This window comes from Streptomyces sp. TLI_105 (genome assembly GCF_900105415.1).
Lineage (GTDB): Bacteria > Actinomycetota > Actinomycetes > Streptomycetales > Streptomycetaceae > Streptomyces.
On sequence record NZ_FNSM01000001.1, the window covers coordinates 6294858 to 6320731 of the forward strand.

22 protein-coding genes are annotated in these 25874 nt (G+C 74.5%); 11 read left to right on the forward strand and 11 right to left on the reverse strand.

Going from position 1 to position 25874, the window contains the following annotated elements; all coding sequences use genetic code 11:
- Nucleotides 1–131 precede the first annotated feature (131 nt).
- Nucleotides 132–629 (forward strand): cupin domain-containing protein, encoded by a 498-nt coding sequence (locus tag BLW86_RS28735; RefSeq protein WP_093878933.1) that lies wholly within the window; start codon nucleotides 132–134, stop codon nucleotides 627–629.
- Nucleotides 630–638: 9 nt separating this feature from the next.
- Here the strand turns inward: BLW86_RS28735 and BLW86_RS28740 are convergent, their stop codons facing one another.
- Nucleotides 639–1409, reverse strand: a complete 771-nt coding sequence (locus BLW86_RS28740; protein ID WP_093876721.1) for an IclR family transcriptional regulator — start codon at nucleotides 1407–1409, stop codon at nucleotides 639–641.
- A 150-nt stretch (nucleotides 1410–1559) separates the two neighbouring features.
- On the opposite strand from BLW86_RS28740, the gene BLW86_RS28745 reads away from it, so the two are divergent.
- Nucleotides 1560–3053, forward strand: coding sequence for an aldehyde dehydrogenase (NADP(+)) (locus BLW86_RS28745; RefSeq protein ID WP_177181783.1), 1494 nt, complete (start codon nucleotides 1560–1562; stop codon nucleotides 3051–3053).
- A 3-nt stretch (nucleotides 3054–3056) separates the two neighbouring features.
- Here the strand turns inward: BLW86_RS28745 and BLW86_RS28750 are convergent, their stop codons facing one another.
- Complete coding sequence (locus BLW86_RS28750) at nucleotides 3057–4064, reverse strand: zinc-dependent alcohol dehydrogenase family protein (RefSeq protein WP_093876723.1); 1008 nt, start codon at nucleotides 4062–4064, stop codon at nucleotides 3057–3059.
- A 90-nt stretch (nucleotides 4065–4154) separates the two neighbouring features.
- On the opposite strand from BLW86_RS28750, the gene BLW86_RS28755 reads away from it, so the two are divergent.
- Nucleotides 4155–5069, forward strand: a complete 915-nt coding sequence (locus BLW86_RS28755) for an AraC family transcriptional regulator (protein ID WP_093876724.1) — start codon at nucleotides 4155–4157, stop codon at nucleotides 5067–5069.
- 10 nt (nucleotides 5070–5079) lie between these two features.
- Here the strand turns inward: BLW86_RS28755 and BLW86_RS28760 are convergent, their stop codons facing one another.
- Nucleotides 5080–6441 (reverse strand): MFS transporter, encoded by a 1362-nt coding sequence (locus BLW86_RS28760; RefSeq protein ID WP_093876725.1) that lies wholly within the window; start codon nucleotides 6439–6441, stop codon nucleotides 5080–5082.
- 70 nt (nucleotides 6442–6511) lie between these two features.
- Here BLW86_RS28760 and BLW86_RS28765 point away from each other — a divergent pair, with 70 nt between their 5' ends.
- The 3 genes from BLW86_RS28765 to BLW86_RS28775 all read left to right on the forward strand — a co-directional run bounded on the left by BLW86_RS28765 (nucleotide 6512) and on the right by BLW86_RS28775 (nucleotide 9490).
- The gene (locus BLW86_RS28765) at nucleotides 6512–7513 is read left to right on the forward strand and encodes a GlxA family transcriptional regulator (RefSeq protein ID WP_093876726.1); all 1002 of its coding nucleotides are present in this window, start codon (nucleotides 6512–6514) and stop codon (nucleotides 7511–7513) included.
- Nucleotides 7514–7584: 71 nt separating this feature from the next.
- Complete coding sequence (locus tag BLW86_RS28770; RefSeq protein WP_093876727.1) at nucleotides 7585–8292, forward strand: DsbA family oxidoreductase; 708 nt, start codon at nucleotides 7585–7587, stop codon at nucleotides 8290–8292.
- 139 nt (nucleotides 8293–8431) lie between these two features.
- A complete protein-coding gene (locus tag BLW86_RS28775; protein ID WP_093876728.1) occupies nucleotides 8432–9490 on the forward strand; it encodes an aminotransferase class V-fold PLP-dependent enzyme in 1059 nt (352 codons plus the stop codon).
- Nucleotides 9491–9776: 286 nt separating this feature from the next.
- Here BLW86_RS28775 and BLW86_RS28780 read toward each other — a convergent pair whose 3' ends face one another.
- A complete protein-coding gene (locus tag BLW86_RS28780) occupies nucleotides 9777–10286 on the reverse strand; it encodes a MarR family winged helix-turn-helix transcriptional regulator (protein WP_093876729.1) in 510 nt (169 codons plus the stop codon).
- A 134-nt stretch (nucleotides 10287–10420) separates the two neighbouring features.
- On the opposite strand from BLW86_RS28780, the gene BLW86_RS28785 reads away from it, so the two are divergent.
- Nucleotides 10421–11491 (forward strand): alkene reductase, encoded by a 1071-nt coding sequence (locus BLW86_RS28785; protein ID WP_093876730.1) that lies wholly within the window; start codon nucleotides 10421–10423, stop codon nucleotides 11489–11491.
- 58 nt (nucleotides 11492–11549) lie between these two features.
- Here the strand turns inward: BLW86_RS28785 and BLW86_RS28790 are convergent, their stop codons facing one another.
- On the reverse strand, nucleotides 11550–12647 hold the full coding sequence (locus BLW86_RS28790) for a pyridoxal-phosphate-dependent aminotransferase family protein (RefSeq protein WP_093878934.1): 1098 nt from the start codon (nucleotides 12645–12647) through the stop codon (nucleotides 11550–11552).
- Nucleotides 12648–12893: 246 nt separating this feature from the next.
- On the opposite strand from BLW86_RS28790, the gene BLW86_RS28795 reads away from it, so the two are divergent.
- Nucleotides 12894–13952 carry a PD40 domain-containing protein gene (locus BLW86_RS28795; RefSeq protein WP_093876731.1) on the forward strand — a complete coding sequence of 353 codons (1059 nt, stop codon included), beginning with the start codon at nucleotides 12894–12896 and terminating at the stop codon, nucleotides 13950–13952.
- Nucleotides 13953–14002: 50 nt separating this feature from the next.
- On the forward strand, nucleotides 14003–15088 hold the full coding sequence (locus BLW86_RS28800; protein WP_093876732.1) for an amidohydrolase family protein: 1086 nt from the start codon (nucleotides 14003–14005) through the stop codon (nucleotides 15086–15088).
- A gap of 34 nt (nucleotides 15089–15122) precedes the next feature.
- Here the strand turns inward: BLW86_RS28800 and BLW86_RS28805 are convergent, their stop codons facing one another.
- Together BLW86_RS28805 and BLW86_RS28810 are read right to left on the reverse strand one after the other, a co-directional pair.
- Nucleotides 15123–15683 (reverse strand): GNAT family N-acetyltransferase, encoded by a 561-nt coding sequence (locus BLW86_RS28805; RefSeq protein WP_093876733.1) that lies wholly within the window; start codon nucleotides 15681–15683, stop codon nucleotides 15123–15125.
- Entirely contained in the window at nucleotides 15680–17788 is a 2109-nt protein-coding gene (locus BLW86_RS28810; RefSeq protein ID WP_093876734.1) for a penicillin acylase family protein, read from the reverse strand. Before BLW86_RS28810 ends, BLW86_RS28805 begins: the two co-directional genes overlap by 4 nt.
- A 338-nt stretch (nucleotides 17789–18126) precedes the next feature.
- Here BLW86_RS28810 and BLW86_RS28815 point away from each other — a divergent pair, with 338 nt between their 5' ends.
- Entirely contained in the window at nucleotides 18127–19113 is a 987-nt protein-coding gene (locus BLW86_RS28815; RefSeq protein ID WP_093876735.1) for an SCO1860 family LAETG-anchored protein, read from the forward strand.
- A 109-nt stretch (nucleotides 19114–19222) separates the two neighbouring features.
- Here BLW86_RS28815 and cobC read toward each other — a convergent pair whose 3' ends face one another.
- A complete protein-coding gene (gene cobC, locus BLW86_RS28820) occupies nucleotides 19223–21061 on the reverse strand; it encodes an Rv2231c family histidinol phosphate aminotransferase CobC (protein WP_093876736.1) in 1839 nt (612 codons plus the stop codon).
- Between the two features lie 21 nt (nucleotides 21062–21082).
- On the opposite strand from cobC, the gene BLW86_RS28825 reads away from it, so the two are divergent.
- Entirely contained in the window at nucleotides 21083–21811 is a 729-nt protein-coding gene (locus BLW86_RS28825; RefSeq protein ID WP_093876737.1) for a ZIP family metal transporter, read from the forward strand.
- 2 nt (nucleotides 21812–21813) lie between these two features.
- Here the strand turns inward: BLW86_RS28825 and BLW86_RS28830 are convergent, their stop codons facing one another.
- The 3 genes from BLW86_RS28830 to BLW86_RS28840 are packed head-to-tail and all read right to left on the reverse strand — an operon-like array spanning nucleotide 21814 to nucleotide 25840.
- A complete protein-coding gene (locus BLW86_RS28830; RefSeq protein ID WP_093876738.1) occupies nucleotides 21814–23196 on the reverse strand; it encodes a cobyrinic acid a,c-diamide synthase CobB in 1383 nt (460 codons plus the stop codon).
- Nucleotides 23190–23798: a cob(I)yrinic acid a,c-diamide adenosyltransferase gene (gene cobO / locus BLW86_RS28835; RefSeq protein ID WP_030691633.1), complete on the reverse strand. Its 609-nt coding sequence runs from the start codon at nucleotides 23796–23798 to the stop codon at nucleotides 23190–23192. The genes BLW86_RS28830 and cobO overlap by 7 nt, the downstream gene beginning before the upstream one ends.
- On the reverse strand, nucleotides 23798–25840 hold the full coding sequence (locus tag BLW86_RS28840; protein ID WP_093876739.1) for a putative cobaltochelatase: 2043 nt from the start codon (nucleotides 25838–25840) through the stop codon (nucleotides 23798–23800). The genes cobO and BLW86_RS28840 overlap by 1 nt, the downstream gene beginning before the upstream one ends.
- Nucleotides 25841–25874: the final 34 nt, after the last annotated feature.

Here is a 25874-nt window from a genome sequence, read left to right on the forward strand (position 1 = left end):
AGTGGTGAACCGCCTCCGCCGCACGGGGGAGGCGCCCTCCTCCCGGCCGTCACGCGCAGCCGAATTGGCCCATGTTTCCGATGCCCGATTGACCCTGTGTGGCGGGTCAATGGCCCCCTAAGGTGGTGATCATGAACGAGATCGAGACCTTCGCCCCGCTCCTCACCCGCGCCGCCACCGCCGAGACCACCGCCGACCCGAGCAGCGTGATGACCCTCCTCGCCGACTCCGACACCACGGGCGGCCTGCTCACCAGCTACCGTTCCTCGTTCGCGAAGGGCGCGGTCGGCGCCCCGGCGCACTTCCACACCAAGGCCTCGGAGATGTTCTTCGTGCTCGGCGGCTCGCTCCAGGTCCTGGTCGGCGAGGAGCTGTCCGTCCTGGAGCAGGGCGACTTCCTCCTCGTCCCGCCGGGCACCCCGCACGCCTTCGCGGCGGCACCCGGCGCCGAGGCCGACGTCCTCTTCGTCTTCACGCCCGGCATGGCCCGCTTCGACTACCTGCGCCTCCTGGGCCGCGTCATGCGGGGAGAGGCGAGCTTCGAGGAGATCAAGGCCTCCTCGGAGCAGTACGACAACCACTACGTCGAGAGCCCGGTGTGGCAGCAGGCCCTCGCCGACCGCGGGTGACCAGGGGGATCAGAGGCGGCGGGTCGCCAGTGTCAGCCGGTCCCGCGCGTCGAGCAGGGCGTCCTTGATCATCTGCTCATGGGCCGGGGTGAGCCGCGCCACCGGCACCGAGCAGCTGATCGCGTCCCGCGCCGGGGTCCGGTAGGGGATCGCGACGCCGAAGCAGCGCAGCCCCAGGGTGTTCTCCTCGCGGTCCACCGCGTAGCCCTGCTCGCGGATGACGTGCAGCTCCTCGATGAGCTTCTCGCGGTCGGTGATCGTGTGCTCGGTCAGCGCCGGCAGGGTCTCCGGGAGCAGCTTGCGCACCTGCTCGTCGCTGTGGGTGGCGAGCAGCGCCTTGCCCAGCGAGGTCGAGTGCGCGGGCAGCCGGCGGCCGACCCGGGTGAACGGCCGCAGGTAGTGCTGGGACTGACGGGTCGCCAGATAGACGACGTTGGTGCCGTCGAGCCGCGCCAGGTGGATGGTCTCGGTGGTGTCGTCGGAGAGCCGGTCGAGGGTGGGCCGGGAGGCGGCCACCACCTCGTCGCCGTCGATGTAGGAGGTGCCGACGAGCAGCGCCCGCACCCCGATCCCGTACCGCGTGCCCGTCGCGTCCGTCTCCACCCAGCCCAGCTCGACCAGGGTGCGCAGCAGCATGTACAGGCTGGACTTGGGGTAGCCGACGGCCTCCTGGACGGCGGCGAGCGAGTGCATCCCGGGGCGTCCCGCGAAGTACTCGAGCAGCTCCACGGTCCGCACCGCGGACTTCACCTGTGCCCCACCCGCGTCGGCAGTCGCCATGGCCCTCGCCCCTTTTCCGTTGTCCGGCCGCCCCCGGCCGCCCCGGCCGAACGGGGCCCCTTGTGGAGACGGCCGGGCCGTCAATAGAGTCCCGCCCAGATGTGTTCATCTACGGGAACTGTGTTCAGAATAGCGAACAGGGGCGTGGCGGTGGCGGCAGAACCAGTGTGGAGTGTGGACCCCCGGACGGGGAAGCCGCGCGAGCAGGTTGCGGTGGAGGCCACAGCCGAGGAGGTCGACCGCGCCGTCAGAGCCGCGCACGCCACCCGCGAGGCCCTCGCCGACCGCACCGTGCGGGCCGCCTTCCTCCGTACCGCCGCCGACCTCCTCGACGGCTCCGGTGAGCACGTCGTCGAGGCGGCCGACGCCGAGACCGCCCTCGGACCCGTCCGCCTCACCGGCGAACTCGCCCGCACCACCGCCCAGTTGCGCGCCTTCGCGGACGTCGTCGAGGACGGCTGGTTCCTCGACGTCCGGATCGACCCGCCCGACCCCGAGGCCACCCCGCCCCGCCCCGACATGCGCCGCTGGAAGATCCCGCTCGGCGTCGTCGCCGTCTACGCCGCCAGCAACTTCCCGCTCGCCTTCTCCGTCCCCGGCGGCGACACCGCGAGCGCCCTCGCGGCCGGCTGCCCCGTGGTGATCAAGGCCCACCCCGACCACCCCGCCACCTCCGAGCTCTGCGCCTCCCTGCTGCGCCGGGCCGCCGCCAAGGCCGGACTCCCCGAGGACGTCGTCGTCCTCGTCCACGGCTTCGAGGCGGGCGTGGAGCTCGTCCGGCACCCGCTCGTCGCGGCCGCCGGCTTCACCGGCTCGATCCGCGGCGGCCGGGCCCTCTTCGACGCGGCCGTCACCCGGCCCGTCCCCATCCCCTTCCACGGCGAACTCGGCTCCCTCAACCCGGTCGTGATCACCGAGGCCGCCGCGGCCGAGCGCGCCGAGGAGATCGGCGCCGGGCTCGCCGGCTCCATGACCCTGGGCGCCGGCCAGTTCTGCACCAAGCCCGGATTCGTCCTCGCCCCCCGGGGAGAGGACGGCGACCGCTTCCTCGACGCCCTCACCGCCGCCGTCAGCGAGACCGAACCGGCCGTCATGCTCGACCGCCGCATGCGGGACGCCTTCGTCGCCGGCGTCGCCGAGCGCGCCTCCCTCGCCGGCGTCCACACCCCGGTCACCCCCGGCGCGGGCGGCGCCCACACCGTCAGCGCCGGAGTCCTCGCCGTCGACGCCGCCGCGCTCGCCGACGGCGGCCACCACCTCCTCCTGGAGGAGTGCTTCGGACCGGTCACCGTCGTCGCCCGCTACTCCACCCGGGAGGAAGTGACCGCCGTCCTCGGCCTGCTGCCCGGCAACCTCACCGCCACCCTGCACATCGCCGAGGACGACGCGGCGGCCGCCCCGCTGCTCGCCGAGCTCACCCCCCTGGCCGGCCGCGTCCTCGTCAACGGCTGGCCCACCGGCGTCGCCGTCGCACCCGCCCAGCACCACGGCGGCCCCTACCCCGCCACCACCTCCACCTCCACCTCCGTCGGCGCGACCGCGATCGAGCGCTGGCTGCGCCCGGTCGCCTACCAGTCGACCCCCGACCACCTCCTGCCGCCGGAGCTCCGCGACGGCAACCCGCTGGGAGTGCCGAGGCGCTGACGGTCAGTGCTCCACGCGCACCACGATCTTCCCGAGGTGCGTGTTCGACTCCATCAGCCGGTGGGCGTCGGCGATCCGCTCCAGACCGTCGAAGGTCTCGGCGATCACCGGCGCCAGGGAGCCGTCCCGCAGCCCCGAGCCGATGAACCCGGCGGCCCGCCGGCGCCCCTCAGCCGTCCTGGCGAGCGCCCCGTTCGCGTACGTGTGCGTGGTCAGCGGCCAGTTCCGCGACAGCTCGACGGGCCGCGGGTCCAGCCAGCCGTACAGCACGGCGGTGCCACCGGTCCGCAGCGCGTCGCCGAGCCGGGCGAAGCCGGGCCCGCCGATCGCGTCGAAGGCCAGGTCCGCGCCCGCCCCGCCGGTGATCCGCCGCACCTCCCCGACCAGGTCCTCGGTGTCCGTGGCGATCACGTGCGCGGCCCCCAGCTCCAGGAGCCGCTTCCGCTTCCCCTCGCCGCGCGTGGTGGCGACGGGCACCGCGCCGACGCGCAGCGCCGTCTGGATAGCGGCCGTCCCCACCCCGCTCGACGCGCCCGTGATCACCACGTGGTCGCCGGGACCCAGCCCGCCGGTCAGCACCATCCCGCCGTACGCGGTGAAGTAGGTCAGCCACACGGCCGCCGCCGTCACCGCGTCCACCCCCTCGGGTCGGGCCACCACGTACTCCTCCGGCAGCACCACCCGCTCCGCGTGCACGCCGTACGTCCCGAACTCGAAGTTGGCCGCCGCCATCACCGGGTCGCCCGGGGCGTACGCCGTGACCCCCGCGCCGACCGCCTCGACCACGCCCGCCGCCTCGTAGCCGAGCCGCGAACCCGGCAGAGTCGCCGGGTAGTAGTACGTGCCGGCGCGGAACAGCGCCTCGGCCCGGTTCAGTCCGATCGCCTCCACCCGGACGAGCACCTCCCCGGGACCGGGATCCGGTAGCGGCACCTCCTCCACGCTCAACACCTCGGGACCGCCGAGCTCGTGGAACAGAACTGCCCTCGTCGTCATGCCTGTTGTCGTCATGCCCTCGACGTTAGGAGCCGTGAGGAAGACGATCCATGTCTCCTCGACTCCCCGTCATGTCCGATCGTCTCGGGCGCTACCGTTCAGGTCATGGACGTACTGAGCGATGCCATCGCCGCCATGCGCACCGGGCTCCCGCACTCCTCCCGCACCGTTCGTCTCGCCCCCTGGGGCGTCCGCTACCCGTCGAGCGACAGCGCCGGATTCCACGTCGTGCTCCAGGGCACCGCCTGGATGCTGCCCCCGGACGCCGCCGCCCCGGTCCGGCTCGGCCCCGGCGACGTCGTCCTCTTCGCCCACGGCACCGGCCACGGCCTCGCCGACCACCCCGACACCCCGCTCGTCGACGTCCTGCCCGCCCCCGACGGTTCCTGGCCCACCCGGCCCGACCGGGGGGCCGCCGGCGCCGAGGAGATCGTGTTGCTCTGCGGCGCGTACCGGCTCAGCCGGGCCCGCGCCCACCCCCTGCTCACCGAACTGCCGCCGTTCGTCCACCTCCCCGCCCGGGTCGGCGCCCACCCGCGGCTGCGCGCCGCCGTCGAGCTGCTCGGCGCCGAACTCACCGAGCCCCAGCCGGGGTCCGACGCCATCGTCCCCGCCCTCCTCGACACCCTGCTCCTGTACCTGCTCCGCACCTGGTGGCTCGCCGAGCGCGCCGACCGCTCCACCGGCTGGTCGGCCGCGCTGAGCGACCCGGCCGTCGCGGGCGCCCTGCGCGCCCTCCACGGCGACCCCGCCAGGGCGTGGACCGTCGAGGAGCTGGGCGCGCTCGGCGGCCTCTCCCGCGCCGCCTTCGCCCGCCGCTTCACCACCCTCGTCGGACGCCCGCCCCTCGCGTACCTCACCTGGTGGCGCATGACCACGGCGGGCCGCCTCCTGCGCTCCGACGACCTCCCCCTCCGCGCGGTCGCCGAGCGCTCCGGCTACTCCTCGGAGTTCGCCTTCGCCAAGGCCTTCAAGCGCGAGTACGGGGTGGCCCCCGGCCGGTACCGCAAGGGCGCCTAGCAGTGCTTCGCTAGCGCGTCCCGCGGCGCGGAAGCCGCAGCGAGGCCAGGGCCGTCAGGGTCAGCAGGCCCGCGCTGATCAGCAGAGCGGTCGGGAGCGCCGTGTCGAAGCCCTGGGCCGCGAGGGAGCCGAAGACGGCGATCGCGAGGGCGCCCGCCGTCTGCCGGATCGCGTTCAGGAGACCCGCCGCCGTGCCCGCCCGCTCCGCCGGGACGGCCTCCATCATCGCCGCGATCAGCGGCGGCAGGGAGAAGCCGGCCCCGAGCGCCAGCGGCACCAGGAGCAGGGCCTGTGCCACCCGCGAGGAGTCCGCGTCCACGGTGAGCAGGCCGAGGAGCCCGGCCACCCCGACCGCCTGGCCCAGGACGATCGGCAGCCGCGCCCCGTACCGCGCCGCCACCCTCGCCGACAGGATGTTGACCCCGGCGAGCAGCCCCGTCATCGGCAGGAACATCAGCCCCGCGCCCAGCGCCGAGAGCCCGAGCACCTGCTGGAAGAACAGGCTGAACACGAAGACCATGCCGTAGAAGGCCACGCTGTTCGCCGCGCCCGCCGTCACCGCCACGGCCACCGTCGTGTTCCGGAACAGCCCGAGCGGCACCATCGGATGCCGCCGCCGCGCCTCGATCAGCAGGAACGCGACGAAGGCGGCCACCGCGACCCCCAGCGCCCACCAGGCCTCCGTGCCGCCCTCGATGGCCGCGAAGGTCAGCGCCCCGAGCGCCGTCATCGCCGTGAGCTGCCCCGGCACGTCCAGCGGGGCCGGCCTGCGCGCCGAGCGGGCCACCCGGGTCAGCAGGGCGAGCGCGAGGAGCCCGAGGGGCAGGTTGATGAAGAAGATGCCGCGCCAGCTCCAGGCCGTGGTCAGCGCCCCGCCCGCGACGGGGCCGAGGGCCACCGCGACCGTGCCACCCGCCGCCCACAGCGACACCGCCCGAGCCCGCCGCCCGGGATCGCCGTACGCCTCCCGTACGAGCGCCAGGGAGGCAGGCAGCATCACGGCCGCCGCCGCGCCCTGCACCGCGCGGGCGGCAAGCAGCCCCGGGAGGCCGGGGGCCAGACCGCAGGCGGCCGAGGCGAGCGTGAAGACGACGACGCCCGCCCCGTACGCCCGGCTCGCCCCGACCCGGTCGGCAAGGGCCCCGCTGGAGAGCAGCAGCGCGGCGAAGGCCAGCGTGTACGAGTCGACCACCCACTGCAGACCGGACATCCCGGCCCGCAGGTCGGCGCCGATCGCGGGCAGGGCGACGTTGACGACGGAGGTGTCGAGGGTGATGAGGGCGAAGCCGAGCATGGCCGCGGCGAGCGCGGGCCCGGGGGAGGGGGCGCCGGGACGGACAACCGGCTTGGTGGTGAGCACTGTTGAGGACATGCGCCCAGCTTCGTCACCTGCGGGCCCGTACAGTAGTGGCTCGAATGACATATGACCGGAGGTTCTGGCCATGACCGTCGAGTCCCGCGTCCGGAGCGTGCAGCGCGTCGCCGTGATCGCCGCCCCGCCCGTCTCGATGTTCAACCTGGCCATTCCGGAGATGCTCTTCGGGAAGGTCGAGATCGACGGCGGCCCGGGATACGAGACGGTCATCTGCGCCCCCGACCCAGGGCCCGTCACCACCACCGGCGGCCTCGACCTCGTCGTCCCGCGCGGGCTCGACGCGGTCGAGGGGGCCGACACCGTGATCCTCGCGGGCAGCGGCGCGTACACGGACCCCGACCCGCGCGTCCTCGACGTCCTGCGCGCGACCGCCGACGCCGGCAAGCGGATCGCCTCCATCTGCACCGGCGCCTTCGCGCTCGCCGAGGCCGGACTGCTCGACGGCCGGGCGGCGACGACGTACTGGGCGTACCGGCCGCTGCTCGCGGCCCGGCACCCGGCCGTCGACCTCCAGGACGACGTCCTCTTCGTCCAGGACGGCCCCGTGCTCACCTCCTCCGGATACGCGGCGGGCATCGACCTCTGCCTGCACGTCATCCGCACCGACCACGGCGCCGCCGTCGCCAACGCGGTCGCCCGGCTCGCCCTCGTCGCGCCCGTCAGGCCCGGCGGCCAGACCCAGTTCACCCAGACCCCGCTGCCGCCCGAGCGCGGGGTCTCCTTCGCCGACACGCGCGCGTGGGCGATGGCACACCTCGACGAACCCCTCGGCCTCACCGACCTCGCCCGGCACGCCGGGGTCTCCGTCCGCACCCTGTCGCGCCGCTTCCGCGCGGAGACCGGCGTCAGCCCGCTCCAGTGGCTCCTCCACCAGCGCGTCGAGCGGGCGAAGGAGCTCCTGGAGACCACGTCCCTCCCCATGGACCAGGTGGCCCGTTCCTGCGGCCTCGGCACCGCGGACTCCCTGCGGCAGCACGTCCAGCGCCGCACCGGCCTCACCCCGAGCGCCTACCGGGCCTCCTTCAACCGCATGGTGCCGCACCTCACACCGGGGGCCGCGGCGGAATGAAGGAGGCCGGGCGGGGCGTTGGGCCGTACGGAAAACCGTCACAGAACACCCCACCCCCGGAGAGAAGTCACATGCGCGTCGAGATCTGGAGCGACATCGCCTGCCCCTGGTGCTACATCGGCAAGGCCCGCTTCGAGAAGGGGCTCGCGGCCTTCGCCCACCGCGACGACGTCGAGGTCGTGCACCGCTCCTTCGAGCTCGACCCGAACCGCCCCAAGGGCGACACCGGCCCCGTCCTGGAGATGCTGGCGAAGAAGTACGGCCGCACCCTCGATGAGGCCCGCGCCATGGAGGCGCACGTCGCGTCGAACGCGCACTCCGAGGGCCTCGCCTACCTCACCGACGGCCGCGACCACGGCAACACCTTCGACATCCACCGGCTGCTGCACCTCGCCAAGGAGCGCGGCCGCCAGAGCGAGCTCCTGGACCTGGCCTACCGCGCCAACTTCGCCGAGGAGCGCTCCGTCTTCGACGCCGAGACCCTGGTGACGCTGGGCGTGGAGGCCGGTCTCGACGAGGCCGAGGTCCGGGCCGTCCTCGCCGACGAGTCGGCCTACGCCGAGGCCGTACGGGAGGACGAGCGGGAGGCCGCCGAACTCGGCGCCACCGGCGTGCCGTTCTTCGTCCTCGACCGCCGCTACGGCGTCTCCGGCGGCCAGCCCGCCGAGGTCTTCACCCAGGCCCTGGAGCAGGCCTGGCAGGGCCGCGTCCTCCAGCCGGTCGGCGCCGACGCGGAGGTCTGCGGCCCGGACGGCGCCTGCGAGGTCCCGCAGGCCTGACCGCTCGGGCCGCACAGGGTCCGGCTTGCAGCGCGTCTGACCCGCACCACATCTGACCTGCGGAGATAAGAGCGGCTTGGGGTCTCCCCACGATCGAATCGCCATTGACGGGTGATCGTGGGGGATCCAGGGTGGGGACATGGAATCCCTTGACCAGCCGCTCGGCGGCGCCGAGTTCGCGCCCAAGAAGACCTATCTGAACACCTCCGCCTGCGGACTGCTGCCCCGCCGGACCGTCGAGGCCGTCACCCTCCTCGCCGAGGAGACCGCCGACGGCCGTGCGGGCGGCGCAGGCAGCTTCGACATCGTCGACGAGGCCCGCGCCGCCTTCGGCCGGATCGCCGGCGTCTCCCACGAGCGCGTCGCCGTCGGCAGCTCGGTCGCGGTCCACTGCGGGATGATCGCCCAGTCGCTGCCGGCCGGGTCCGAGGTCCTCTTCCCCGAGGGCGACTTCTCCTCCGTCATCACCCCCTTCACGATCCGCGGCGACCTCAAGACCCGCTTCGTGCCCCTGGACCGGCTCGCCGAGTCCGTCCGGCCCGGGACGGCGCTCGTCGCCTTCTCCGCCGTGCAGTCGGCGGACGGTCGCACGGCCGACTTCACGGCGATCCGGGAGGCGGCGGCCGCCCACGGCGCCCGCACCCTCCTCGACGCCACCCAGTCGGCGGGCTGGCTGCCGCTGAACGCGGGGGAGTGGGACTACACGGTCGTCGGCGGCTACAAGTACCTGCTCTGCCCGCGCGGCGCGTCCTTCCTGACCGTCACGGAGGAGGCGCAGGACTCCCTGCTCGCGATCCACGCGAGCTGGGTCACGGGCGAGGAGCTGTGGGTCAACAGCTACGGACCGGTCCGTGAACTGGCCCGCTCCGCCCGCCGTTTCGACGAGCCGGCCGCCTTCCTCTCGTACCACGGGGCGGCCCGTTCGCTCGCCCTCCTGGAGGAGATCGGCATCGAGCGGATCGAGGCCCACGACAAGGGGCTCGCCGCCCGCTTCCGCGCCGGGCTCCTCGACCTCGGGCACGCGCCGGTCATGGACGACTCGACGGTCGTCGCCGTCCCCGGCCTCGGGGACCGGGCGGACGCCCTGCACGACGCGGGCGTCCTGCTCTCGGCCCGCGCGGGCAACCTGCGGGCGTCGTTCCACCTGTACAACACGGCGGCGGACGTGGACCGCGCCCTGGACGTCCTGGCGGGCTGACCCCCGGCGAACGACACCCGACCGGCGGCGGGGGGCGGGCGCCGCGCCACAGACCGGTGGACCGCGCCCCGGGCCGGTGGACCACGCGCCGGACCGGCAGGCCGTGCCGTGCCCCAGGCCGGCAGGCCGCGCCCCGGACCGGCAGGCCGTGCCCCGGGCCGGTGGACCGTGCCGCCCCCGGGACCGGCAGACCGTCCCGGTCCCCGCGGGGCAAGTCTCGGCCGGCCGTGCCCGGCCCGGCGCACCCGGCCTCAGCAGACCGGTCCGGCGGCCTCCTCGCCCGGCCTCAGCAGACCGGTCCGGCGGCCTCCTCGCCCGCCTCCTCGGTCAGGTTCCCGCCCACCAGGCCGAGCAGGCGGGCGAGCTCCGCCCGGTCGGCCGGGGCGAGTCCGGCGAGCGTGCTCTCCTCCAGGTCCGCCCACGCGCCCTCGACCCCGGCGCGCAGGGCCAGGCCCTCCTCCGTCGCCTCGACCAGGACCGCGCGCCGGTCGGCGGGGTCCGGGCTGCGGCGGACGTATCCGCACTGCTCCATGCGCTGGAGCATCTTGGTCACCGTGGAGGGGTCGAGGCCGAGCGACTGGATGAGCTCCGACTGGCGGACCGCCCCGCAGTCCCACAGGCGCATCATCATCAGCTCCTGGCCCGGGTAGAGGCCGAGGTCCCGCAGCCGCCGGCCCATGGCGATCCGGTGGAGCCGCGCGACCCAGGCCAGGGCGTGGCTGACGGTCCCGCCGCACCCGGCGGGCGCCGGGGGCTCGGTGGACGGGACGGTACAGACGGGGTCGGTTCCTGACATGCGGGCTCCTCGGGGCGGCTCTCCTTCCCAAGATTACCTTCGGGCGACAGATTCCATTGGCTGGCCAAGTAAATGGGTTACAGTGGCAGCGGCCCGATTAGTTGGCCGACCACATATTCTTGTGAGGGACAGCCGTGACCACTGCATTCGACCCGATCGACCTTGCCGGCACCCGCCTCGCCAACCGCATCGCGATGGCCCCGATGACCCGCAGCCGGGCCAACGGCGAGGACGGCACCCCGACCGCGATCGTCGCCGAGTACTACGCCCAGCGCGCCTCCGCGGGACTGATCATCAGCGAGGGCGTGCAGCCCGTCCCCGAGGGCCAGGGCTACCCCAACACCCCCGGACTCCACAGCCGCGAGCAGATCGCCGCCTGGCGCGAGGTCACCACCGCCGTCCACGAGCGCGGCGGCCGGATCTTCGCCCAGCTCATGCACTCCGGCCGGATCGGTCACCCCGACCTCCTCGACGGCGACCTCCACCCCGTCGGCCCCTCGCCCGTCGCCGCCGCCGGCCAGGTCTACACCCACGAGGGCCCCAAGGACTTCGTCACCCCGCGCGAGCTCACCGGCGACCAGGTGCGCGAGGCGATCGCCGGCTTCGCCTCCGCCGCCCGCAACGCCGTCGAGGCCGGCTTCGACGGCGTCGAGATCCACGGCGCCAACGGCTATCTGATCCAGCAGTTCCTCGCCTCCGGCTCCAACCACCGCACCGACGAGTGGGGCGGCCCGGTCGAGAACCGCATCCGCTTCGCCGTCGAGGTCGTGAAGGCCGTCGCCGCCGAGATCGGCCCCGAGCGCACCGGCCTGCGCATCTCCCCGGCCAACACCCTCAACGACATCAGCGAGACCGACACCGAGGAGCTCTACACCCGGCTCGTCACCGCGATCGAGCCCGTCGGCATCGCCTACCTCCACGTCCTGGAGACCGGCCCCGAGCGCCGCCCGCTCGTCCTCGACCTGCGCAAGCGGTTCGCCGGCACCTTCATCCTCAACCCGGCCACCGGTGCCGACCCGACCGGCGCCGAGTCGCTGGCCCTGATCGAGGACGGCACCGCCGACCTCGTCGCGTACGGCAGGCTCTTCATCGCCAACCCCGACCTGCCCGCCCGCCTGAAGACCGACGGCCCCTACGCCGCCCCCGACCCCGCCACCATGTACGCCGGCGGTCCCGAGGGCTACATCGACTACCCCGCGCTCTGAACCCCGGGTACGCGAAAGGGGCGGGGGTCCGATCCCCGCCCCTTCCCCGTACGCACGGCTACCAGGCCTCCGTGACCGCCCGGCGCGCGCCCTCCAGGTCCACCGCGCGGCCCGACTCGCCGAGCGCCGCGCCCAGGGCGGCGAGCGAGGACTGCACGGCCCCCGGAGTCGCGTCCACCCCGTAGTGGTTGACCCGGACCATCTCCTTGGCCAGCGCCCCGCCGCCCGCGATCAGCGGCAGCGACGGATCGGCCGCGAGGGCCTTCGCCACCAGCTCCGAGGCGTCGACACCCGCGGGCGTGCGCAGCGTCGTCGCCACCGGCGCCGCGTCCTTCGCCTCGTACACGTACGGCTCCAGACCTCCGCCCAGGGCCAGCGCGCCCGCACGGGTCGCGGCCGCCGCCGAGGCGTGCCGGGCCATCAGCACGTCCAGGCCCTCCGCCTCGATCCGCTCCAGACAGGCCTCCAGGGCCAGCATCTCCAGCTGCGCCGGAGCGTGCAGGAGAGCCTTCCGGCCGCCGTCGATCCAGCGATCCTTCCAGTCCAGGAGGGAGAGGTACGAGCGGCGCGGCGCGGCCGGGTTGGCGGCGAACCGCTCCCAGGCCCGCGCGCTCACCGACACCGCCGACACGCCCGCGGGGCCGCCCATCGCCTTCTGCGCGCCGATGATGCACATGTCCACGCCCCAGGCGTCCGGCAGCACCGGCTCGGCGCCGATCGACGCCACGGCGTCCAGGTAGAACAGTGCGCCGTGCGCCCGCACGACCTCACCGATCTCCGCCACCGGGTTGGTGTTCCCGGTCGCCGCCTCGGCGTGCACCAGCGACACGAAGTCGATCTCCGGGTGCTCGGCGAGCGCCCGCTCCACCTGCTCCGCCGTCACCGCCGCGTGGAAGGGCACCTCCAGGTCGACCACGCTCGCCCCGCAGTCCCGCAGCCAGTTCCCGAAGGTCTGGCCGTACGGACCGGTGACGACGTTCAGCGCGGTCGAACCGGCCCGCGCGCCGCTGCGGATGCACCCCTCCAGGGGCAGCAGCGCCTCGCCCTGGGTGATCACCACGTCCTGTTCCGTGGAGAGCAGGGCGGCCACCCGGCGCTCGATCGACGCGAAGTGCGCGGCGGTCATCGGAGCCAGGTCCAGCAGCGGATGTGTCACGGTCACGGAGGTTCCTTCTTCGGTGTCGCATGCGTGTGGCATACATCGGGATCGGGCTCGTGCCAGCGTAAGTGGTCCGTGCTCCCCCGGAGCGCCCCGCCGGGGACGAGGCACCGTCACGGCGGTGTTCGGAACGTGTCACAGGGTTCGCACCACCGCGTACGGACGCTTCCCCCGGAGCCCGGCCGGTGGGATGTTGCGGGCCGGAGCGGCCGCACTCGGCGGGCCGCCGAGAGGGAGAACGGGGTGGGCACCATGACGCACGGCACCGGCGGACACGACAGACGCGGCCAGGTCGGCGGGACCGGCGGGACGCGGGGCCGACGGGCCGTGGTGGCGGCAGCGGCGCTGGCCGTGGCGGCGCCGCTGGCGCTCGGCGGGGCGGCGGCCGCGGGCGCGACGGGACCGTCGGCCGTGACGCCGGTGACGGCGATGGCGACGGTGCCGGTGACGCGGCCGACGATCCCGCCACTGGAGCACGCGGTGATCGACCGCCCCATCGTCTTCTCCCGCTACACGGCGACGGCCTCGACCGAGGACCTCTACGCGGTCTCCCCGAGCGCCGGTACGGCCGTCAAGGTCACCAACACCCCGACGGTCAGCGACGTCATGCCCAGCTGGTCCCCGGACGGCAAGCGGGTGGCCTTCGTCCGCTACGGATCCGGCGGCGCCGTCGACGGCATCTGGACCATGAAGTCCACCGGCGGCGCCCCGGCCTTCGTGCCCGGCACCAAGGGCGCCTCCGAACCGGCCTGGTCCCCGGACGGCACACGGCTCGCCTTCACCAAGCCGGTCGGCTCCCAGCGCGAGATCTACGTGGCCGACGTCGACGGCAGCCCCTCCACCCGCCTCACCTTCGACGCCGCCGACGACCTCCACCCGACCTGGTCCCCGGACGGCGCGTACCTGGCGTTCAACCGCGCGGACGCGGCCGGGAACAGCCGGCTGTTCCGGCTCAGGCTCTCCACCCACGCCCAGACGCCGGTCACCTTGGCCGCCTCCCACGACTGGACGCCCGACTGGTCGCGCACCGGCCGGATCGTCTTCAGCCGGGTCGACGCCACCGGCTTCGCCCACCTCTACGTCGTCCGCCCCGACGGCAGCGGCCTGGTCCGCATCACCTCGGCCCGCGCCAACGACAAGTACCCCTCCTGGTCGCCGGACGGCAGCCGTCTCGTCTTCACCCGGGGCGGCACCGACGACGCGGACCCCGAGCACCTCTGGCTGGTCCGCGCCGACGGCACCGCCCTGAAGCAGCTCACCAAGACCCCGTCCCACGACCAGCAGGCCGACTGGCGCCCGTAGCCGACCGGCCGGCCCGACGGCTCCCGCCCGGCGGCTCGTAGAGTGCGGGTATGAGCGATCACGAGGTGCTGCACGTGAAGGGGCGGGTGCTCGTCGGCCCGGAGGACGTCCGCGACGAACTGTGGTGCGTCGACGGGCGGATCACCTTCGACCGGCCCGCCGCCGAGGCCGTCACCGTCGAGGGCTGGGTGCTCCCCGGACTCGTCGACGCCCACTGCCACGTCGGCCTCGACCGGCACGGCCCCGTCGACGAGGCCACCAGCGAGAAGCAGGCCCTCACCGACCGGGACGCCGGCACCCTGCTCATCCGGGACGCGGGCTCGCCCTCCGACACCCGCTGGATCGACGAGCGAGAGGACCTCCCGAAGGTCATCCGGGCGGGTCGGCACATCGCCCGCACCCGCCGCTACATCCGTAACTACGCCCACGAGATCGAGCCCGCCGACCTCGTCGCGTACGTCGGCCGGGAGGCCCGTCGCGGCGACGGCTGGGTCAAGCTCGTCGGCGACTGGATCGACCGTGAGGTGGGCGACCTCACCGCCTGCTGGCCGCGCGCCGAGGTCGAGGCGGCCATCGCGGAGGCGCACCGGCTCGGCGCCCGGGTCACCGCGCACTGCTTCGCCGAGGACTCGCTCCGCGACCTCGTCGAGGCGGGCATCGACTGCATCGAGCACGCCACGGGCCTCACCGAGGACACCATCCCGCTCTTCGCCGAGCGGGGCGTGGCCATCGTCCCGACCCTCGTCAACATCGCGACCTTCCCGCACCTCGCCGACGGCGGCCAGGAGAAGTTCCCCCGCTGGTCGGCGCACATGCGCCGCCTCCACGAGCGGCGTTACGACACCGTGCGGGCCGCCTTCGACGCGGGCGTGCCCGTCTTCGTCGGCACCGACGCGGGCGGCTCCCTCGCCCACGGCCTGGTCGCCGAGGAGGTCGAGGAGCTGACCCGGGCCGGCATCCCGCCGATCGACGCGCTCTCGGCCACCGCCTGGGGGGCCAGGGCCTGGCTGGGCCGCCCCGCCCTGGAGGAGGGCGCCCCGGCCGACCTCGTCGTCTACGGCGAGGACCCGCGCGCGGACGTCCGCGTCCTCGCGGCGCCGCGCTGGGTCGTCGTCAACGGCCGGGTCGTGGGCTGAGCCCCGCCCGGCCGGAGCCCGCACCGGGCCCCGGTCAGCGGCTCAGGAACGCCAACCGGGCCCGCTTCTCCGGGATGAAGACCTCCGGCAGGTCCACCTCGGGGAGCACGACCTCCGGGCCCAGCTCGAAACCGGCCCGCAGCATGCGGGCGATCGCCTTCTCGTTGGCGGCGTCGGGCTCGATCACGATCCGGGTGTGGTCCGTCAGCGAGAAGGCGACGAGCGCGGTGAGCAGTCGGCCCGTGAAGCCGGCCTCGGGGGCGAGCCCCGGCGCGACGAACAGGTGCACGCCGATGTCGCCCGGCCGCACCTCGTAGCACCCGCCCACCCGGTCCGCCGCAGGGTCGTACGTCTGGAACAGGGCGACCGGCTCCCCGTCCCGGCTGACCAGGTAACCGTGGTGCGTGGTCAGCGAGTCGAGGTGCGCGTAGATCTCCCGGACCTGCTCGACGGTGGTCCCGACCATGCCCCAGAAACGGGCCCGCTCCTCGTTGACCCAGCCGTGCAGGAGCGGGGCGTCGGCGTCGGGGTCGACGGGGCGGACCGTGACGGTCCCGAAGCCCTCGACGGTCTGGACGTGTACGGCGGTGGTCATCCCTGCTCCTTCGTGAGCTTCTGCCAGTCGGTGGTGACGGGGGCGAGCTCGCCCCGCAGCCACAGGGGGAGTTGGTCGCGGTGGTGCGGGTCGCCGGGGACGCCGGACGCGCCGAAGGGCACGATCCAGCGGCTCCGCTCCCGGTCGGCCAGGTCCCAGACGCACCGCGCGGCGGAGGCGCGGGCGCTGCGGTCGGTCCAGCCGGGCACGCTGGACGTGGACAGCACGCAGTCGTGGTCCCCGCCGAGTCCCGGCCACCGGTCGTCGTCCGGGTCGGGCAGCGCCTGCCAGGGCGCGAGCCGGTGCGTCACGCCCCAGGCGGCGGGCGGCTCCCCGGCGCCGACCTCGTCGAGCGCCTCGCGCACGATCCGGTCGACGTCCCCGGCGGGCACGGGCCCGGCCACGAGCAGCGTCTCCAGGGCGAAGGCGACGCGCGGCCCGAGCGCCAGCCAGGGCCGGAAGAGCTCGGGGTACGGGGCGGGTTCGCGCAGCGCCGCGAAGGCCTCGTGCCCGGCGAGCCGGCGCACGACGGCCCCGCGCACGGCCGCGTAGAGTCCGGCGTCGACGCTCTCGGCGTCCATCCGCCGGTCCCAGCCCAGCAGCCGCCGCCGGACGTCGGAACCGGCGGGGGAGAGGGGGGCGGGCCGGCCGTCTTCGCCGCCGGTCTCCGGGTCCTCGCCCGCGCGTCGGACCGCCTCCAGGAGGCGGGTCGCCGAGGGGTTGTCGGTGTCCCGGTGGATCGCGGCCGTCGCCTCCGGGGTCCAGGCCGCCGAGGCGCGCAGCAGTTCGTCGATCCGGGCCGCCCGGTGCGGTGGCGCGAACTCGACGCCCAGCGGCGCGGCCAGGCCCCGGGCGTTGGCCATCACGGCGTGGCCGTGGACCTCGGCGCGGGGCAGGGAGGCCGGAGCTTCGGCCCAGGCGTGCGCCAGGTCCCAGGCGGGCACGACGCGCAGGGAGTTGGCCCGGTCCCGTACGGGCACGTGGCCGGCGACCCGGTGCAGGAGGCCGCCCCGGCTGTCGGCGGCCTGGACGACGTTCACCGGCTCGACCCAGGCGTCGAGGGCCGCGTCCACGTCGGCCACGGTCCGGGCGCGCAGCAGCGCGGGCAGCACCCCGAAGCCGAGCTCCCCGGTGACCCGCGGCGGGTGTCGCAGGCTGAGGCCCTCCCACCCGGCGGAGCCGTCCCGGGGCTCGCCGATGATCACCGGCCCCCGGTCCGTCTCGATCACCTCGATCCCCACCGGCTCCGCGTCCGCGACCTCGACCGTCTCCGTGTGCGCGGCTGCCGGGGCCCAGCCGTCGGGGCCGAGGGCCTCCACGGTGCCGTCGGGAAGCCGTCGCAGCCGCTCCCGGTACAGGTCCTGGCAGTCCGCCATCGCGTTGGTGATCGCCCAGGCCACCGGCCCGGCGTGGCCGAAGTGGGCGAGGCCGGGGACGCCGGGCACGGCGAGGCCCACCACGTCGTACGCGGGGCAGGCGAGCCGGATCTGCTGGTAGACGCCCGGCGCCTCGATGAACCGGTGCGGGTCGCCGGCCACCAGGGCCGCCCCGCTCGCGGTCCGTCCGCCCGCCACGACCCAGCCGTTGGAGCCCGCGGTCCCGGGCCCGTCGGTCGCGAAGAGCTCCGTCCACTCCTCGCCGAGCCGCCGGGCGACCTCGTCCCGCCACAGTTTGGTGGGGAAGCCGGCGAAGAGGATGTGGGTCGAGAGCCAGACGGCGAGCGGGGTCCACGGCTCCCACCGGCCGGCCGCGAGGCCGGTCTCGGCGAACTCGGTTGCGCGGTCCGCCCCTTCGCCGAGGCCGTCGTTGACCCCGGCCACGTACGCGCGCACCCACGCGGCCGTCGCCGGGTCGGTCGCCACGAGCCGCTCGAAGCAGCGGCGGGCGGTGTCGGCGAGCCGGGCCCGCCGGGCGAAGGCGTCCCAGCCGAGCTCGGCGGCGCCGAGGAAGGCGGCGGTGGTTCCCTGGGCCCGGTGCCGCTCCACCTCCAGCTGCCAGGCGCGGTCGCGGGCGGTGATCCGCCCCTGGGCGAAGGCGAGTTCCCCGGGGTCGGCGGCCCGCAGATGGGGGACGCCCCAGGCGTCCCGGTAGACCTCGATGCTCACGGAGCCCTTCGATCGCTTAGGTTAGGCTGGCCTAAATTAATCTACAGGAGGTCCTCGGGTTGACGATCCGTGACCCTGGTCAGCTGCGGATCGTTCTCACTTCTCGCACGCACGGCACTCCGTACGAAACGCGCGGGGTGGCCGAGAACGGTTGTGTCGAAAAAAATCGAAAATGAACACGGAAACCCCCCTTTGGAGTGAACTCACGTCAGGCGACCATCGTTTCACTCTCCGTGCGTAAAGATTCCGGTGTCTCAAGTCGCCGAGGCCGCGCCGACCCACCGTCCCCGTGGTGAGCGGCCCGGCGACGCCATGTCTCCTGTGGGGGTTCCACCATCTTGAACAGCAACACCTTCCGCCTGCCCGGACGTCGTTCCGCCGCTGCCGCGACCGTCGCCGCCCTGGCCGTCGGACCCGTGCTCCTCGCGGCCCCGGCGGCGCACGCCACGGGCGGCGAAGGGCGCTCCACCGCCGTCGTGCTGCGGGCCGGCCTCGACGTCTCCCTCCTCGGCAAGACCGTGGACGTGCCGGTGCGGACCTCCCTCAACGAGGTCGAGGCGCCGGCGAGCGAGAACGAGACCGCCCTCTCCGTGAAGGTGCGGGGGGCCGAGGGCGGGAAGTCGATCGACCTCCTCAAGGCCGACGTCGCCACCGCGGACGCGACCGTGGACGAGAAGAAGGCCGAGGGGTACGTCAACCTCGTGAAGGCGCGGGTGCACGTCCCCGGGATCCCGCTGCTCTCCCTCGTAGAGGTGGAGAAGGTCACGTCCAAGGCGCTGTGCGAGGTGGGGAAGAAGCCGGTCGCCGAGTCCGACGTCCTCGGTCACGTGACCGTGTTCGGCAAGAAGACCACCCTGTCCGCGGGCGGCCGGACCCAGGTCGCCGTGCCGGGCGTCGGCCAGGTCACCCTGGACCTCTCCCGCACCTCCACCACCTCCCGCACCGCCGCGGCCACGGCCCTCGAACTCAAGGTGGAGGTCGACCCGCTGAAGCTCGGCGTCGCCGCGGTCGACGGCACGGTGACCCTCGCCGAGGCCACCTGCGAGACGCCCAAGGGCACGGCCCCGACCCAGAAGCCCACCGAGAAGCCGACCGACCGGCCCACCCAGGAGCCGAGCGAGCGGCCCACGCAGCAGCCCTCGGCCAAGCCGAGCGACGCCGGCGGCATCAAGACGAACAACGGCGGCACCACGCCCACCGAGAACCTCGCCGAGACCGGCGGCAGCTCCGCCACCCCGTACATCGCGGCCGGAGCGCTCGCCCTCCTCGTCGCCGGCGGCGGCGCCCTCGCCGTGACCCGCTCGCGCGCCCGCTCCCGCGACTGACGGCCCGAGGGGGAAGCGCCGGGGGGCGCCGGGAGGGTGGCGAGGGTCCGGGGAGGGCGGTGACGACACCGCCCTTCCCGGACCCTTCCGCGTACACCCGGGCGGGCGATCAGCCGCCGATCAGCAGCGCCTGGTCCAGTGCCTGCAGGAAACGGTTCGTCGTCACCCGGTCCCGGACCGCGAGCCGCAGCCAGTTCCGGTCGAGTCCCGGGAACGTGTCGCCCCGGCGGGCCGCGAACCCCAGCGACCGCAGCCGCTCCCGTACCGCGTCCGCCCCGTCGATCCGCAGCAGTACGAAGGGGCCCTCCGCCCCCGCCACCGTCCGCACCTCGTCGAACTCCGCGAGCCCGGCCAGCAGATGGGCCCGCTCCACCCCGATCCGGTGCGCCGCGTGCTCCGCCTCCGCGAGCGCCGCCCGCGTCATGCACGCCTCCGCCGCCACCAGGGCGGGCGTCGACACCGGCCACAGCGGCTGCGTCCGCTCCAGGGCCGCGATCGTCTCCGGCTCGGCCAGCACGTACCCGATCCGCAGCCCGGCGAGCCCCCAGGTCTTGGTGAGGCTCCGCAGCACCACGAGCCCCGGCACGTCGGTCCGCCCGGCCAGCGACTCCCGCTCGCCCGGCACCGCGTCCATGAACGCCTCGTCGACCACCAGGGTCCGCCCCGGACGGGCGAGCGCGGCGATCGAGGCGGCCGGGTGCAGCACGGAGGTCGGGTTCGTGGGATTCCCGATCACCACCAGGTCCGCGTCCTCCGGAACCGCCGCCGGATCCAGCCGGAAGCCGTCCTCCTCCCGCAGCAGCACCCGGTCCACCTCGTGCCCGGCGTCCCGCAGCGCCGCCTCCGGCTCGGTGAACTGGGGGTGCACCACCACCGGCCGCCGTACCGGCAGGGCCCGTGCGAGCAGCACGAACGCCTCCGCCGCGCCGGCCGTCAGGAGCACCCGCTTCGACGGCAGGTCGTGCCGCTCGGCGACCGCGGCCCGCGCGGCCCGGCCGTCCGGGTAGGCCGCGAGACCGGTCAGCGAGTCGGCGATCCGCTTCCGCAGCCAGTCCGGCGGGGTGTTCGTCCGGACGTTGACCGCCAGGTCGATGAGTTTCTCGTCCCGGACCTCGGCGTCACCGTGGTGGCGCAGGTCGTGGGCGTCGGTGTGCGTGTGCGTGTCCATGGCCGCCGTCGTGTGGGGGGTGGGGATGGTGGGGGGTGAGCCAGGCTCGCCAGCGATGTACCCGTGCGTCAAGGGCAACAACTGTGCGATAGACGTCACTTCGTTCGGACGAAACGGGATGAAAGCGGCGATCGCGCAGGTCGCGCGGCGGGATTTCCGCTTCGGGACGACCAACACGGCCCCGCCCCGGCCGACGAACGGCACCCCGGACCCCGCCTCCGCACCTGCGGCCGTCTCGGTACCGGCCTCCGCACCCGAGCCCGCACCCGCGCCCGAGCCCGCGCCCGAGCCCGCGCCCGAGCCCGCCTCCGCAGGCTTGCCCGAGCCCGTCTCCGCACCCGTGCCCGTGACGGTCCCGCCTCCCGTCTCCGTACGCCCGCCCGAGTCCGTCTCCGCACCCGCGCCCGCGACGGTCCCGACTCCCGGCTCCGCACCCGCCTCCGCAGGCCCGCCGGACCCCCTCCGGCCCTCCGTTCCCGCCGCGAGCAGCGCCGCCGCCTCCGCCACGGAGGCCGTGCCCGTCGCGGCCAGCGGCAGCGCCGAAGGATGCGGTACGGGAACGGCCGCCAGCTCCCGGGCCGAGAACCCCCGCACCGGCACCCCCAGGGCCGCCGCGGCCGCCACGATCCCCGGCTCGGCGGCCCGGGCGTCGAGCGTGGCGAGCGACCGCACGCACCCGGCCGGGAGCCCCGCCTCCCGCAGGACCTCCCCGATCAGCGCCAGCAGCTCGTCAGCCGTCGTCCCCGACCGGGCCCCGACGCCGAGGTGCGCACCAGCCACCCCATCCGATAGCAAAGGCCCATGGCAGTAGTCGTCGCGCTCGGCGCGTTCCTCATGACGCTCTTCGGCGGCTGGGTCGCCGGGCGCGTCACCGACCGCCGCCACCTCGTCCTCGGCCTCGCCGGCGGACTCATGCTCGGCGTCGTCGGACTCGACCTCCTGCCGGAGGCCCTGGAGGCCGCGGGGACGAAGGTCTTCGGCGTCCCGGAGGCCCTGCTGCTCTTCGTCGGCGGCTTCCTCTTCGCGCACGTCGTCGAACGCCTCCTCGCCGTGAACCGCGCCGCGCACGGCGTCGGCGCCGACGAGAGGGTTCCGCAGGTCGGCCTCACCGCGGCCGCCGCGATGGTCCTCCACAGCCTGATGGACGGCATCGCGCTCGGCGCCGCCTTCCAGGTCAGCGGCGGCATGGGCGCCACCGTCGCGCTCGCCGTCATCACCCACGACTTCGCGGACGGCTTCAACACGTACACGATCACGAGCCTCTACGGGAACGCCCGCCGCAAAGCCCTCGCCATGCTCGTCGCGGACGCCGTCGCCCCCCTCGTCGGCGCCGGGCTCGCCACCCTGTTCACCCTTCCGGAGGAACTGCTCGGCTGCTATCTCGGCTTCTTCGGCGGCGCCCTGCTCTACCTCGCCGCGGCCGAGATCCTGCCGGAGGCCCACCACGAACACCCCGCCCGCTCCACCGTGCTGTGCACGGTGGCGGGCGTGGCCTTCATCTGGCTCGTGGTGGGCGTCTCCGGCGGCTGAGCTCACGCGCAGTGCTCCACGAACCGCGCGGCGACCTCGGGGGACCCCGCCCAGTGGGTGTGCACGTAGCTGGCGTGCACCCCGCCCTGCACGAAGCCCTCGACCCGACGCTCCGGCTGCCGCAGCCCCCAGGCCGCCAGCGGCCCGGCGCCCGGCTCGATGACGGTGCGGTGGAACTCGTGCCCCCGCATCCGCGTCCCGGCCGGCGCGAGGACGCTGTCGCTCACGGCGACGGCGTCCCGGTAGCCGAGCGTGAGCCGCTCCGACATCCGCGCGTCGGCGTCGAGCACCCCGCACATGGGCCTGCCGTCGAGCGACCGCGCCAGGTACAGCAGCCCGGCGCACTCGGCGGCGACCGGCGCGCCGGAGGCGGCGAGCTCCGCGACGGCCTTCCGCAGCGGCTCGTTGGCGGACAGCTCGGCCCCGTACATCTCGGGGAAACCGCCGCCTATGACGAGCCCGCTCGTCCCCTCGGGCAGGCTCTCGTCCCGGAGCGGGTCGAACGTGACGACCTCCGCACCGGCGGCCCGGAGCAGCTCCGTGTGCTCGGCGTACGAGAACGTGAACGCGGCGCCACCGGCGACCGCCACGCGCGGTGTGGGCATACGTTCCGCAAGGGCGAGGGTGGGCACACCGGAACCACCGGCGTGCAGCCGCTCCCCGACCCCCGGCACCCACGGCTCGGCGCTCAACGGCGGAGCCGACCGGGCAAGGGCCGTCAGCGCCTCCAGATCGCAGCCCTGGCGCACCTGCTCCGCCTGAGCCGCCACAGCGGCGACCGCGGCAGCCTGCCGTTCGGCAACCGGCACAAGCCCCAGATGCCGCGACGGCGTCGAGACGGCAGGCGCCCGCCGCAGCACGCCGAGCACCGGCACCCCCGACTCCCCGAGCGCCTCCCGCAGCAGATGCTCGTGCCGGTCCGTCGCGACCTTGTTGAGGATCACGCCCCCGATCCGCACCTCCGGGTCCCAGGACGCGAACCCGTGCACGAGCGCCGCCACCGACCGCGACTGCGAGGACGCGTCGACGACGAGGACCACCGGCGCCTTGAGCAGCTTCGCGACCTGCGCGGTGGACGCCAGCTCGCCCTGGTCGGCGGCGCCGTCGTACAGGCCCATGACCCCCTCGACCACGGCCAGGTCGCAGCCGCGCGCCCCGTGCAGGAAGAGCGGCGCGATCAGCCCCGTACCGCACATGTACGCGTCGAGGTTGCGGCCCGGGCGGCCGGTCGCGAGCGCGTGGTAGCCCGGGTCGATGTAGTCGGGCCCGACCTTGTGCGGGGAGACCGCCAGACCACGGCCGGCGAACGCGGCCATCAGGCCGGTCGCGACCGTGGTCTTGCCCGCGCCGGACGACGGCGCGGCGATGACGAGACGTGCTACCACTCGATGCCCCGCTGGCCCTTCTGACCCGCGTCCATCGGGTGCTTCACCTTCGACATGTCGGTCACCAGGTCGGCGAAGTCCTGGAGCTCCTGCGGCGCGTTGCGGCCGGTGATGACGACGTGCTGCTGCCCGGGACGGTCGCGCAGCACCTCGACGACCTCCTTGACGTCGATCCAGCCCCAGTGCAGCAGGTACGCGAACTCGTCGAGGACGTAGAACTTGTACTTCTCCTCGGCGAGGTCACGCTTGACCTGCTCCCAGCCCTCGCGGGCCTTCTCCTCGTGGGACTGCTCGCCCTCGGCGACCTCGCGCTGGATCCAGGACCAGCCCTCGCCCATCTTGTTCCAGGTGACCGTGCCGCCCTTGCCGGTCTCGCCGAGCGCCTTGAGGGCGTTCTCCTCGCCGACCTTCCACTTGGCGGACTTGACGAACTGGAACACCCCGATCGGCCAGCCCTGGTTCCAGGCGCGCAGCGCCATGCCGAACGCGGCGGTCGACTTCCCCTTGCCGACGCCGGTGTGCACCATCACCAGTGCGCGGTTGCGGCGCTGGCGGGTGGTGAGACCGTCGTCGGGCACGACGGTCGGTTGTCCCTGCGGCATTAGGCGGCCCTCCATGCTGTCTGCGTTGTCTGTCCTGCTGCCTGTACGTCTCTGACGAGGCCGGCGATCGAGTCGGCGCGCAGCTCGTCCAAGGTCACGGCGGTGCCGCCGAGTTCGCGCGCCAGGGTCCCCGCGAGCCCGAGCCGCACCGGCCCGGTCTCGCAGTCCACGACCACCGACGCCGTGCCCTCGGCCGCGTGCAGCCGGGCCGCGCGGGCCGCGAGCGCGACCGGGTCGGCGCCCCCGCCGGTCGCCCGTCCGTCGGTCACGACGACCAGCAGCGGGCGGCGCGAGGGGTCCCGCAGCCGTTCGACCCGCAACACGTCATGGGCCTTGAGCAGCCCGGCGGACAGCGGCGTACGGCCTCCGGTCGGAAGCTTCTCCAGGCGGGCGGCGGCCGCGTCCACGGACGAGGTCGGCGGCAGCGCGACCTCGGCGTCCCGCCCCCGGAAGGTGACGAGGCCGACCTTGTCGCGCCGCTGGTAGGCGTCGAGCAGCAGCGAGAGCACGGCGCCCTTCACGGCGCTCATCCGCTGCCGCGCGGCCATGGAGCCGGAGGCGTCCACGGCGAACAGCACCAGGTTCCCCTCGCGTCCCTCCCGGGTCGCCTGCCGCAGGTCGTCCCTGCGGACCACCAGGCCGGGGCCGGACCGGCCGCGCGCCCGCTGGTGCGGGGCGGCGGCCTGGACGGTCGCGGCCAGGTGCAGCTTGGTCAGCGCGCCCCGGGGCCGGGTCGAGCCGGTGGTACGGCCGTGCTCGGTGCGGGCCCGGGAACGGCGCCCGGCCGCGCCCTGGCCGAGACCGGGCACGCTCAGCACCTTCGTACGGAAGGGCTCGCCGGCCTTGACGGCGGCACGCTCACCGGCGCCGGCGCCGGAGCTCTGGGGCGCGGGTGCGCTCTCCGGGACCTCGGCGGACTCGGGCGCGGGACCGTCGGGCCCCTCGCCCTGCGGCGGAACGCCCCCGCCGCCATCCCCGCCCGGACCGCCGTCACCGGGCCCGTCCGGCTCCGGATCCTCGTCCGGGGCGTCCCCCTTGAACTGCTCCAGGGTCTCGTCGAGCTTGTCCTCGTCGAGGCCGGGCGCGTCGAAGGGCGAGCGCCGCCGCCGGTGGGGGAGGGCCAGGAGCGCGGCCTGCCGCACGTCCTCCGAGGTGACCTCGGTCCGTCCGGCCCAGGCGGCGAGCGTCGTCGCGGTCCGGGCCATCACGATGTCGGCGCGCATGCCGTCCACCTCGAACGCCGCGCAGGTCGCGGCGATCTGGAGCAGCACCGGGTCGCCGAGCTTCACCTGGGGCAGCAACTCCCGGGCGGCGACGATCCGTTCGCGCAGGGCGTGCTCCTCGTCGGCCCAGCGGGCGGCGAAGGCGGCCGGGTCGTCCTCGAACGCGAGCCGCCGCCGGACGACCTCGACCCGCTGCTCCGGGTCCCGCGAGGCGGCCACCTCGACGGTGAGACCGAACCGGTCGAGCAGCTGCGGCCGCAGCTCGCCCTCCTCGGGGTTCATGGTCCCGACGAGGAGGAAGCGGGCGGCGTGCCGCACGGAGACGCCCTCGCGCTCGACGTGGGAGGCGCCCATGGCGGCGGCGTCGAGCAGATGGTCGATCAGGTGGTCGCTCAGCAGGTTGACTTCATCGACGTAGAGGATGCCCCGGTGCGCGGCGGCGAGCAGCCCCGGCTCGAAGGCCTTCACGCCCTCGGCGAGCGCCTTCTCGATGTCGAGCGCCCCGACGAGCCGGTCCTCGGAGGCGCCGACGGGCAGCTCGACCATCCGGGCGGGGCGGGAGGTGCCGGGCGCGTTGCCGTGCGGCCCGTCCGGGCAGCCCGGATCGGGGGAGGCAGGGTCGCAGCTGAACCGGCAGCCCGCGACCACCGGGACCTCGGGCAGCAGCTCGGCGAGCGCGCGCACGGCGGTCGACTTGGCGGTGCCCTTCTCACCCCGGACGAGCACACCGCCCACGGCCGGGCTGACGGCGTTCAGCAGCAGCGCGAGCCGCAGATCGTCCATGCCGACGACGGCGGTGAACGGATAGCGGGTGCTCATCGGGGGTTCGCTCCTTCGGTGGGTACGGGTGCCG